Source organism: Blautia sp. AF17-9LB (assembly GCF_003479185.1).
Lineage (GTDB): Bacteria > Bacillota > Clostridia > Lachnospirales > Lachnospiraceae > Fusicatenibacter > Fusicatenibacter saccharivorans.
In genome coordinates this window covers 71,817-83,088 of sequence record NZ_QUGU01000004.1, presented here as the reverse complement: position 1 = coordinate 83,088, position 11,272 = coordinate 71,817, and the positions used below count along the sequence as shown (strand labels likewise).

General features: G+C 48.1%; 8 protein-coding genes. 3 read left to right on the top strand and 5 right to left on the bottom strand.

Annotated features, from left to right (window positions below):
• Positions 1-48 precede the first annotated feature (48 nt).
• The 4 genes from DWX00_RS05870 to DWX00_RS05855 form a co-directional block, all read right to left on the bottom strand.
• Positions 49-1,011, bottom strand: coding sequence for a hypothetical protein (locus tag DWX00_RS05870; protein WP_118594823.1), 963 nt, complete (start codon positions 1,009-1,011; stop codon positions 49-51).
• A 388-nt stretch (positions 1,012-1,399) separates the two neighbouring features.
• A complete protein-coding gene (locus tag DWX00_RS05865) occupies positions 1,400-2,260 on the bottom strand; it encodes a reverse transcriptase domain-containing protein (protein WP_118594822.1) in 861 nt (286 codons plus the stop codon).
• A gap of 506 nt (positions 2,261-2,766) precedes the next feature.
• The gene (locus DWX00_RS05860; RefSeq protein ID WP_118594821.1) at positions 2,767-4,830 is read right to left on the bottom strand and encodes a hypothetical protein; all 2,064 of its coding nucleotides are present in this window, start codon (positions 4,828-4,830) and stop codon (positions 2,767-2,769) included.
• 50 nt (positions 4,831-4,880) lie between these two features.
• Positions 4,881-5,261 carry a response regulator gene (locus DWX00_RS05855; protein WP_118594820.1) on the bottom strand — a complete coding sequence of 127 codons (381 nt, stop codon included), beginning with the start codon at positions 5,259-5,261 and terminating at the stop codon, positions 4,881-4,883.
• 169 nt (positions 5,262-5,430) lie between these two features.
• Between DWX00_RS05855 and DWX00_RS05850 the strand changes: the two genes are divergently transcribed.
• Genes DWX00_RS05850 through DWX00_RS05840 form a run of 3 tightly spaced genes read left to right on the top strand, consistent with a single transcriptional unit; the run spans position 5,431 to position 7,933 of the window.
• Positions 5,431-6,153, top strand: a complete 723-nt coding sequence (locus tag DWX00_RS05850) for a LytR/AlgR family response regulator transcription factor (RefSeq protein WP_118594819.1) — start codon at positions 5,431-5,433, stop codon at positions 6,151-6,153.
• Entirely contained in the window at positions 6,153-7,469 is a 1,317-nt protein-coding gene (locus tag DWX00_RS05845) for a sensor histidine kinase (RefSeq protein WP_118594818.1), read from the top strand. The genes DWX00_RS05850 and DWX00_RS05845 overlap by 1 nt, the downstream gene beginning before the upstream one ends.
• Before the next feature lie 2 nt (positions 7,470-7,471).
• Positions 7,472-7,933 carry a hypothetical protein gene (locus tag DWX00_RS05840; RefSeq protein ID WP_118594817.1) on the top strand — a complete coding sequence of 154 codons (462 nt, stop codon included), beginning with the start codon at positions 7,472-7,474 and terminating at the stop codon, positions 7,931-7,933.
• A gap of 77 nt (positions 7,934-8,010) precedes the next feature.
• Here DWX00_RS05840 and DWX00_RS05835 read toward each other — a convergent pair whose 3' ends face one another.
• Positions 8,011-10,968 (bottom strand): M4 family metallopeptidase, encoded by a 2,958-nt coding sequence (locus DWX00_RS05835; protein ID WP_118594816.1) that lies wholly within the window; start codon positions 10,966-10,968, stop codon positions 8,011-8,013.
• Between the last annotated feature and the right edge of the window lie 304 nt (positions 10,969-11,272).

Genomic DNA, 11,272 nt, shown 5'->3' with positions numbered 1-11,272 from the left:
TGCCTGTAAAAATAGTAGGAGACCTTATAATCCACTCATTTTTCTAACTCACTCTGCCCCTTCTGCTTTCTTTTCCTGATAGGAAACAGTAACAAGACTTCCAAAAGAAATCCAGTTATTCTCTTTCTCCTCTAACGGTTTGTCCGGGTTTCTGTAAAACTGGAACTGGATCGCGGTTGTCGAAGCGTCCACATCAAATACATACGAATGCTTCCCCTGCTCCGGGACCGTGGTATTCTTCCCGCCTATTACAGTCCAGCTGCTCAGCTGCAGCTTATCATCCCAGGTGACCGCCACCTTTCCTTCTCCATTTCCTGATATTTCATAATTGAATGCATCGTAATCCAATGGGCTCTTGTTAATTGTTGAATCAAGGAATTTTCCTGTCCAGTTTTTTGTCACTTTGTAATCTGCAAACGAAAGAATTGCTGCCAGTTTCTGTGAATTGACCGCGTCTGCCGAACTGGAATCCGGTTCCGCCGTTATCTGGATTTTGATCTTGTCTTTCAACGCTTTTGGAATCCGGAAGGAATAACTATTTTTTTCTGCTTTTCCCGCTGCCAGTTTCTGGTCTTTCAGGGTACATGTTCCATTCGTATCAAAACTATTCCCGCTCATCGTGATTTCTTTAATTCCATCCGGAAGGTTTTCTCCGCCGTCTGTGGCAGTCAGGACTGCACTGACTGTGTAGGTAATGTTCTTCGGGTTATAAAGAGTCTCATCGCCCCACACATAATTGCACACGATTACCATAATGGTATAGTAATTGTCGCTTTCTACGAGTGAAATCCGTTTTACCGGAGGATTTTCATCCGTCAGTCTTATCAGTGACAGATAATTCGAACCAAACATTGTATCGCTCTGTGTTCCTGTTGACACGACACGCTTTACGCTCTGAAAATTAGTGTACGCCGCGAAGCTTCCGCCCACGACAAGGATCAGCACTCCCAGAACAAAAATCGCTCCGGCAGGACTACCACACCGGATCCGTTTTCCTGTTTTTTTCTTCATTTTAATCTCCACTCTTTTGTGCCATCTATGTTCTCTATTTTACCCATCGTTTTTCAAAAATGCAAGCATTCCTTGTATTCTGCAACAATTTGTTACCACGCTCGTTACTGCTCGGAAGTTTGACAGTTAAATATAAATTCACTAAAAAAGTACAGAACAAATCGAATATCCGTTCTGTACTTTATATGTTTTCTATCTTATTTGTTCAAAAAATTATACTTTACTTACCTTTCATCTCACCGTAAAGCTGAAAGAATGGTTCTTTTAACTTTTTCTGTGCATCCACGGGTCGAGTAGACGCACCCCTTACGGTCGTACGCCCCTCGCAGAATCCGGACTTGCGGCTTTCCCGCATCCGGCTCTTTGCGAAACGAATCGTTCACATTTTTCAATCGTATACACTGACATATATTTTTGCTCTTACTAACGGGTAACTGTTATCAATCATATTCAGAAACTCTACCCAGTTGTAGCTTTTCTTCTGGCTTCTTCTGTTCAGCCAGTAGAAAAGGCTTTTCATAACATTATAACGAAATGCTGGAGTTATCACCTCTTTAAACCACCACACCAGTACATAGTGCATATAGATACACGAGATGACCGGTGAACAGACAGAACCCTGTCCGCTTCCTTCCTCTGTTGCTTCGAACTGGTAGTCGTTCATAATCCCTGCTTTCAGCATACGCCTGACAAGCCGGGTGATATTAGGGTCTTTAATCTTTGATTCTATGAAGCGGATAATCCATTCATGGTCGAGATGTTGGAAAAATCCTTTGACATCCGCATCTAACACATAACTGGTCGGCTTTCTTTCCAGCATCGTGTTCAGTTTACGGATTGCCCTATGACATCCTCTGTTAGGTCTGAATCCCATCATTTCGTCATAAAACAATGGTTCAAATACCGCTTCCAGTATCCTGCGCAGTGCTTCCGGCACCAGTTTATCTTCATAACAATAGATACTGAGAGGGCGCGTCTTTCCATTATCCTTTGGTATCTCTACCAGTCTTGCCGGTTTGGATTTGTAGGATTTCTTCTTTAAACGTTCTACCAGATTTTCTATGTTCTCATCCAGGTTTCTACTATATTCCTCTTTTGTAACTCCGTCGATTCCTACAGCTTTCTCCCCATCCATTTGAAGATGACAACTCTGAAGCATCTCTTTGTTAATGAGATGTCCCAGTGACGTAAAGACCATGTCTGGATTCTCTTTTGATAATTGTGATATTCTCGCCAATTTCGTTTCCATTAGTTCTCCTATCTCTGTGTATAGCTAATGTTTCCTCTTTGATATAGTTTCGCAGGCCAAAACTGCGAGGAACAGTTCTATCTCGACTTCCCTCCGGCATTTATTTTGTTCATGCCTTCATCAGTACTTTTCGGGCCTCCGACTACCTGCATTTCTTTTGCCTTCCTTCCAGACCACAAAGTCGGCGCTCTGATTTATGGGATTTCGGTGCTCTATAGCTATCCCCATTACCTTTCTGTCTACGCTTAGCATATGCCGTTACCGTCATACACCCAAGACTCGCTTCAAATGCTGTGGCTAGCAACTTATTTGACAGGATTTCCACCTACCGGATTATATGCCCTTAACTGGGCGCACGGTCAGACCCCATAAAGAAAATATATTTGGCACCGAACTGGCGCACACCCCCGTTTCTTTCATTATATCAGAAACGGGGGTGATTTTGTGGTTTTTTGACAGGCTGAGGAAGGCTCCGGTGCCAAAAGCGCCGGAGCCTTCCTTGAGTCTTACTTTGCAAGTACAACGGAAATTTTGATTTCCTTTTCCGCCTCGCTCAGGTCGAACGCGCCGCCGTCCGCAACGCTCACACGTAGCTCATACAGTGTGCCGTCAGAAAGCGTATCCACGGCGCTGCCTGCTTCATCCGTGATCGTCCACAGCTCTTTGCTGACCTCCGCCGGCTTTCCGTCTGCACCGTAGGCATAGAGCTTCAAATCAGCGGCGCTTCCGGAAAGATTGTTCATCCGGAACGAGACCGTCGTGTTGGGATGAACATTTTCGACCGTCACAGTATTGCGCCAGCTCGCGACCGTACCTTCGCCGCCATCCTGTTCAAACTGCGCCTGCGACAGCGTGTTTCGCGCGGACTTGTCGAGATCGACCTTACGGTAGGGCATTTCGGGAAGATACACAAAGCGGTCCTGCAAGCACAGCAGCTCCAGATAGCCCGTCGGGCAGTAGAGCGCGTTGCCGCTGTTTCCGGCATACATACCGATAGCCATGTTATTGTAGCCATATTTGTTGGAGATGTCCATGGTGAATACCGTCTCGCCAGTGGCAAAGTCCAGAATGATGTACTGCCACATGCCGCTTTCCAGATCCTGCACATAGCCGTAAATATAGCCGGTTGCGGTGGAGAGCTTCATAATCGACGTGTCGCTCAAGTCATTTCGGCACCAGACGCTTTTCATCTCATAGCCGGAATCGGTTTTGACCGTATCGACACGTTCGACGCCGGGCGCAATCATGCAGTTGCCCTTTGTCAGCCAGTTCGTATCATAGATGTTGGCGTAGCTCTGGATGGAAGAGTCACTGTTGGGATCAGCAAGGCCTGCGCTGCCTGCGCCGAACCAGTTGCACACGATGGTGCTGACGGTGCCCTCGCTGTCGTCATAGACGATGGCAGAGTTTTCAATCGCCACCTGATAGCCCTCGGGCAGATCATCCAGCACCGGCATGCTTGCAACGATCTCACCGGTATTCATATCGAGCGCCAGCAGCTTGACTGGATCCGCGTTGTCGGTGAACATCACAAGATCCGGTGTCAGCGACGGGGAGCAGCCGCCGCCCCAGGCAAGACCGCCGCCGGTGGTCTTGTCGTTTTCGCCGCTGACCTTCGCGCCGACGCTCTCATACGGTGTGCACCAGACAGCCTCGACACCGTTATTGGCACGCAGCAGATAGCAGTTCTGGTTTGTCAGGATGACCGCGCCGTCCTTGGAGGCGGCAATCCCGTTTTCCGCGCCCTCGCCGAGCGCCAGCCCGTAGACGAAGACGGCCTTCGAAAGGTCGGCCTGCTCTCCGTTCAGGATCGCCTCGATCGCCGAGTGGGCGATGTAGCCGAGCACGCCCTGCTGCTCACGCTCGGGATAGATGCGGAAGCCGCCGGTTGCAAACCAGAGGTTTCCATCGTAGTCAAAAACCACGGACAGAAGATTCTGCGTCAGCTCCTTGCCGAGCGCAGCCTCGGCTGCCGTCTTGATGTCAATGTCCAGTACCTTTTCAAATTCAGGCAGGACGTTTCCTGCTTCATCGGTTGCCCGCAGCATCAGCACATGGTTGTTGCTGGTGGGGCAGACGATGCGGTTTTCCGAGTCCAGGAACGTATAGGAGCTCTGGATGACGTAACCGCCGCCGTCATGCTGCTTTGGGGAGAAATAGCCCAGCGTCGTGGTTTCCTCCGCGTTCAGATCGCGGATGGCGATGCCGCCGAGCAGCGGAACGACTGCGTGGCCGTAGTTGTCAAAGTAAATGGCAGGCGAAGCATTCGCGTTGGTTTTTTCATAGGAAACATTGATCTCCGGATAGATGCCAAGCGGCAGGACTTCATCCGTAGAGTCGGTATTGTAGCCGTCGTGGTGAATGTTGGCGTCGCTCTTTGCCATATAGGGGTTTTCGTCAATACGTTTGGCATTCATGGCCTTTACCGGCAGGGCGGCGCTTGCCGCGGAGTCTGTATCCGATGCAAGCATGTCGGAAGACTGCTTCGCACCGCAGGCCGCCAATGTCAGGCACAACACACCGGCCAGCAGAAGGGTTGGTACAGAACATGGTAACTTTTTCTTTTTCATTGATATCCTCCATTTTTGTGCTTATTGTCTCGGTTTGGTTTGATGCCCGTTTATTCAATCCAGGCATTCAGTCCTCGCTGGAATGCTTCTTCGGAAAACGGCTTCATCAGGAAATAGTCGGCCCGCAGCCGGAAGGCGTGAAGAGAGAAATCCAGGTCACTGCACCAGATCATCCGGCACGCGGGGCATAAGGAACGAAGGTGCTCCGCCGCATTCAATCCTGCCACCCCGGAAAGTGCAATGACGGCATTGGTTGGAGCATCTTTCTGCGCCGTTTCAAAAAAGCGTTCCTGGTCGTCATATTGCATGACCTGCGGGAACAGTCCCCTCGTTATGCAAAACTGGGTAATTTGCTCGGCGTAGCGCTGCCGCTCTGCTTCCTGTTCTGCCAGTACAGCAATACGATACACAGATCTCCCTCCTTCCTTCATCCGATTAGGCATCTTGCTTGCACTCAGTATAAAAAGGCCATTCGGTTTTTTCAAGCGCCGTAGCACGAAAGGTGCGATTTTGGCACGAATTCCGACAGCGGTTCTTTGTCATCCTCGACACACTGTGATATAATTATCTTGGAATTTAAGCACAAGGAGAGAACCCTGCATGAGAATTGCGATTGTGGATGATCTTGCCGCGGAACGCACACTGCTGAAAGACCGGCTGGAGTGGCAGCTTCAGCGGAGAAACGTACAGGCGGATATTCTGGAATACGAAAGCGGCGAGACATTTCTGGAAGCGGCAAGGAAAGCGACCTTTACTGCCGCATTTCTGGATATTTATATGGATGGCATGACGGGCATGGAGGCGGCAAAGAAGCTGCGGGAAACCAACAAGGACTGCCTGCTGGTTTTTACCACGACCTCGACCGACCATGCGCTGGAGGGCTTTCAGGTACGGGCGCTGCACTATCTGGTCAAGCCCTTTACCGAAGCGGACATCGACGCGCTGACGGACGAGCTGCTTGCCCGCGTACCGCAGCCGGATAAATATATGGAGCTAAAGGTGGAGGGAAGCGAGATCCATCTGCGCTATCAGGACATCGTCTACGCAGAACACTTCGCCCACTTGATCTACGTCCATACGACGGTTCAAAAGACGCTTGCCACGCGCCAACCCTTCAAGACGTTCATCGCCCCACTAAAGGATGACACACGCTTTTTTGTGTGCGGGCGCGGCGTGATCGTGAATCTGGAACACGCGAAGGATCTGGAAGGCGCCGCCTTCCGCATGGCGGACGGAAGCCGCGTGTTTGTCAGTCAGGACCTTCTGAAAAGCGCCCGGCAGGCGCTTATGGAGTTCTTGCTTCAAAGGGGGCGGATGGCATAATGGAGCTGATGCGTTCAATTCTGGAGCTCGGCGTGGTGATTCCCGGCATGCTGCTTGCCTACTTTCCGGTAAAATCCAGTTTAAAGCAGCCGCTGTCAAAGCTTGTTTTATGGCTTGCCCCGCTGCTTGTGCTGCTTTGTGCCGCCGGAGGCGTGGTGTGCTATGCGCGCCGCATGCCGACTGCGCCGGTGCTTGCGGGGCTGACCTTGCTCGCAGCCGTGATCTACATAAAAACACTCCGGATCTCGCTTTGGAAATCCGGAACGGTTGCATTATCTGTCTGTGCGGTATTTGCCTGTATCAACAGCCTTTGCCGGGCGATCAACGCCGCTATGCTGATCGATTCGCCGCAGGCACAGGCTGCGCCGTGGTTCTGCCTGCGGGCCGTGATTTGCTATCATGCGATCTGCTGGCTGTTTGCCGCCATCGCCTATTATCCTGCGACGCACAGCGTGCGGAGGATGGTCGAGGATGAAAATTTTGCACAGACCTGGTATGTGTTCTGGGTGCTGCCGCTGATGTTCATTGCACTGAATCTGTTTATGATCCCCAAGTATGCGGACACGCTCTATACCGGGCGTGTTTTGCAGGGGTATTTTGTGATCAGCATCGCACTTTTGTTTTTGATGCTTTTCTTCAACGCAATCTTCCTTCTGATGGCGATCAGCATCAACCGGAATGTGAGATTGCAGCAGGAGAACCAGCTGCTTTCCATGCAGCAGCAGCGCTACGAAAGCCTGAAAGCTGCCATTGAGGAAGCACGGCAGGCGCGGCACGATCTGCGCCACCAGCTATGTCAGCTCGCTGCCCTTGCAGAAGAAGGGAATCTTGAAAAGATCAAAGCCTATCTTTCCGGCGCAGTTTCCAGAATCCCGAGTTTTGAAATGCATTTCTGCGAAAACCGGGCGGCAGACAGCGTGGTTGGGTATTACTGCGCGCTTGCCAAACGGGAGAATATCCCGTATTCCGTGCAGATTGATCTGCCGGAATGTCTTCCTGTAGACGAAATCAATCTGTGTCTGGTTCTCTCTAATCTGCTGGAAAATGCGCTGGAAGCCAGCCTGCGCACTGCACCTGCCAGACGCAGAATCGAGCTGACCGCCTATCTGCATGGCAACAGTCTGGCACTGATTCAGGTTGAAAACACCTATGACGGAGTTATTCGGGAAAAAGACGGGGTATTCCAGTCCTCCAAGCGAAAAGGAGAAGGTGTTGGTATCCAGTCCGTCCGCCATATCGCAGAAAAATCTGGTGGAGTAAGTACAGTCACCTATCAGGACGGCCTGTTCTGCGCAAAGGTCATGCTCTGCGGGTAATTATGCCTGCCTTTCCAAAACGCACGACCACGGATTTCAGTAATCTCGCCTCCGGCAATCTCATCGGCTATCTAATGGTACCTGACCCCGAGTTCCCACGAACACCATCCTTCCAGCGCCGCCCGCAGCCGTCGAAAGCGCTGACTGGCAGCGACCGCACGAAAGTCAAAGTCATGGGACGCGAATCTATTCTCATTAATAAATCACTGACCGATCTGCGTGCTGTGGAACAACTGACCGACAGCGAACAGCTGAATGGCCTGGCGGCACTTCTGCTGGATGCGGCGGAACGCAGGATGGACGGTAAGAAAACACTGGTGCAGGTTGTGGATCTGCTGGAACGGCAGATGGATGAAAAAGGACTTGCTTCTCTTCTCGCTCCTGGAAGACCTGGGGATCTGGCGCGGCCGAGACGGCAGGAGATCTTTGAATGCCTGGACCGGTGCAGGGAATTGAAGTTTTAGGTAGAAAAAGTCCCACTGCTGACAAGCTATTCATCAGCAGCGGGACGATACATATTATTTATTTTTCTCCTGGTGTTCTAATTATCCCTCAGACTAAACTGTTCCACCTTCCCATCCGGCAGCAGCATCCTTGTCTGCGATGCAATTCCGGTTACCATATCAACGCTTACCTCATACAGAGCCTGCGATGCAGACGGGTTTCCAGGCATGCCGCATCGTACGGTTGTGCTGTACGTTGTCCCATTTACACTTCCTTCCATGACCGCAAGATCTTCTCCCGGGGAATCAATCGTTCCCTGCGCATAATGCTCTTCTAACTTTTGATACACTTCTTCTGCACTCATAACATTCTCATCCGAAGAAGTATCATCCTGCACAGAGTCATTCTGTGTCAGTTCCAGTGGTTTCCAGTCTACGCTAATTTTTTCCCCAAGTTCTGCAGGACAGTCAATCTTGTCCAGACTATATCCATTTGCATTGATTTTATAATAGTTTCCCTGATCCCCCGCGTCGCTGTAGATCACACCACTTGTATAAATATGTGATTCTGTATAGGCGGAGAAGGTGTCATCCTCCCCCACTCTCTGAACGCTTTTTCCATCCTGCGAGAGAACATCTACCGTTTTATACTCTGTTCCAGTTATCGTCTCATAACTAATCAGCAGTTCTGGTATTCCATTTCCATCAATGTCATAATATCCATACCAGACCTGCCAGCCATGTGAAATCAAAAAATCATCAATATAAAGAAACTTTCCTGAAACAGCATCTGTTCCGCCGGCTATATAAGCATCCGTCGCATCCCGGTATTCCTGAAATACTTCATCATACAATTCCTCTTTGTATTCCATCGGCTCATCCATAATATTCACAATCATCGGCGGCTCATAGTCTGTGGAAACGAGAATTGCATCATCACTGCCACTTTCTTCTACTTTCACCACAAAAGAATACGTTCCGTTCCGATCTGGATTGCTTATAGTCAAATGATAGATTCCATTTGGAAGATTCAGTTCATACGGGCCAGCTTCCTTTACCTGTATTTCTTTGTTGTATTGATGACGGATGCTGACTTTTCTGTCTTCCAGGATCTTTTCTTCTCCACTTATTCCCATGATCTTCAGCACATAGCCGCCATAATAGTCCTGCTTTTTGTCATAAACCCGCAGTGTGCTGCCTGGTTTGATATCATATTCGATATTGTTAATCGCTTCTTCTGCATCAAAAATTTCAACAACATCAAATGCTCTTCTCACCAAAATCTGTTGTTCTTCTGTCAACTCTTCCATCGCATCAGCGGCATATTCCGCAAAGGTCCGGCACTGCGCGAAATCACAGTCCGATGTCATCATGACGATAACTCTGTACCACAATTCACTGAGTTCCTCCCAGGATAACTGCCCCTGGCCGCTTTCATTTAATCCATTTTTCATCAAATATGCCGTATACGAAATGACGGTGGAATATCCATGTGCATAGTCTGTCTGAGATTCCTCCCCATCTTTGTTTCGCACGTTAATCCTGTCGTTCGGTAAGATTTCATTAGCACCAGTGCTTCTCGGATATCCATTCTCATATGGATTATGTATGATTCGGTTTCCCATCTCCCAGTCAGCTCCATCTCCGACAGCTTCTGCAAGAATTTCCCCAAAAATATCCGAAATTCCTTCGTTTATCGCACCGGTTTCTCTGTTTCCAGAACTCCATTTCGCATATTTTCGAGTAATGATATGTGTATATTCATGGGCAATTACGTCTAGCGACTCAGTTACCTTTCCTGAATACGCAGTTCCAAGATCCATCCATCCTATTTTCCCCTGATATGCGTTCTCATCATAATCTTGTATTGCATCTGCAAGACGCTCTTTATAATCCACAACCCCTGCAGCCGCATTGTTTCCCTGCTGTGCTCCTAATTCATCATTGCTGACAACTGCAAGAACTCCCCAGCCATTTTCTTTATGTTTTTTCAGAAAATAATCATAAATCGAGCCAATCGTATTTAAATCAGAATAAACCTCTGCGGATGTTTGTGGCGTATCATCTTCATTTCCAAATATAGTATCCTTGCTTCGAACCTGCTGCAATACTTCCGGATAGCTCAGACCAGAAGCTGGATCCATATAGGTCTGACCGCCCGCATCATACATATAAATATTTCGTTTCTGATCCTTCAGCACATAATATCCATCAACTGGATCTGTTCCCTCGATTTCCTGCTGTCCATTTGTATCCGTATAAATTACAGATTCTTCATACAGCTCCGGCACCGCTTCCAGTACCTCTGCCTGATTCGCATCTACCAGAAATTGATACGATTCTGTCGGAATCTGATATGCCAGCCTCATAGTATCATTCATGTTATAAACACAAAGATTCTCCTGATTTAGAGTAATTTCATCCAAACTAGCCACTTCATCCATTCCAAGTGTTTCCGAAGCATACTGCCGGATGTTTTCCACTGCCTGTTCTTTGGTAATCGATGGAGTTAAATTAAGATCCTCTGCAACATCCGTTGCATTTCCGGTCACCGATGCCACATTTCCATCCTGATCCACTGCAACCACGATTGCTCTTCCATATACAGGGATTCCCTCATAATTCTGTTCAAAGCGGTAATAATGATCGCCGCTTACTTCTGCAGTGGATGTCTCTTTCAATTCGGAAAGTGCATTTTCCAATCCAAGCTCCTCTTTCTGCTCTACCAGCCATGCCTGCGCTTCTTCTGCATTCTGAATTCCGTTTGCTTCTTCTTTTGTGTCCTTATTTTCTACGGCTTTTTCATTTTTTGCTGTTGCTGCCTGCGGATCTGACTGGGGCTTGGGATTTTGATTTAAACCAAGTGCAATTCCCCCTCCTGCCGCAAGAATCACAGCTACACCGACCATCCAGATCCATTTTTTCTTTTTAGTTTCTTTTGAAGTTTGCTTTTGCACCGCCTGGCGGGATTCCACTTTTTCCGAAACTTTGTTTCCACAAAATGGACAGAACTTTACATTGTCTTTGATTTCCTTCCCACACTTTTCGCAGAACATTACTTTTCTCCTCTCTCATTGGACAAATTTATTTGAAACCGTCCTTTATAAACAGACGATTGCAAAACGCCATAAATCACATAAAACACAATACTTTCTATTACCTAATATCTCTTTACTGGATAATTTTTTTCTTAAAAGCAACAATTTTTTGTCCATTTTTTTAATTCTTTGTTTTTCTAAAAAGAAATATCATCTAAAAGATTCAGCACCGCAGGCATATTACATATTTTCCAATTATCATTGACTTTGCCAACTAAAATATAATCATCGACTAATAATTATTGCTCTTTTTTCACTTGCC

Excerpts from the sequence above, each read along its gene's own strand:
- DWX00_RS05860 (WP_118594821.1), bottom strand. The coding sequence starts at position 4,830 with ATGAAAAAGAAAAAGTTACCATGTTCTGTACCAACCCTTCTGCTGGCC.
- DWX00_RS05845 (WP_118594818.1), top strand. The coding sequence starts at position 6,153 with ATGGAGCTGATGCGTTCAATTCTGGAGCTCGGCGTGGTGATTCCCGGC.
- DWX00_RS05870 (WP_118594823.1), bottom strand. The coding sequence starts at position 1,011 with ATGAAGAAAAAAACAGGAAAACGGATCCGGTGTGGTAGTCCTGCCGGA.
- DWX00_RS05835 (WP_118594816.1), bottom strand. The coding sequence starts at position 10,968 with ATGTTCTGCGAAAAGTGTGGGAAGGAAATCAAAGACAATGTAAAGTTC.
- DWX00_RS05850 (WP_118594819.1), top strand. The coding sequence starts at position 5,431 with ATGAGAATTGCGATTGTGGATGATCTTGCCGCGGAACGCACACTGCTG.
- DWX00_RS05840 (WP_118594817.1), top strand. The coding sequence starts at position 7,472 with ATGCCTGCCTTTCCAAAACGCACGACCACGGATTTCAGTAATCTCGCC.
- DWX00_RS05865 (WP_118594822.1), bottom strand. The coding sequence starts at position 2,260 with ATGGAAACGAAATTGGCGAGAATATCACAATTATCAAAAGAGAATCCA.
- DWX00_RS05855 (WP_118594820.1), bottom strand. The coding sequence starts at position 5,261 with ATGAAGGAAGGAGGGAGATCTGTGTATCGTATTGCTGTACTGGCAGAA.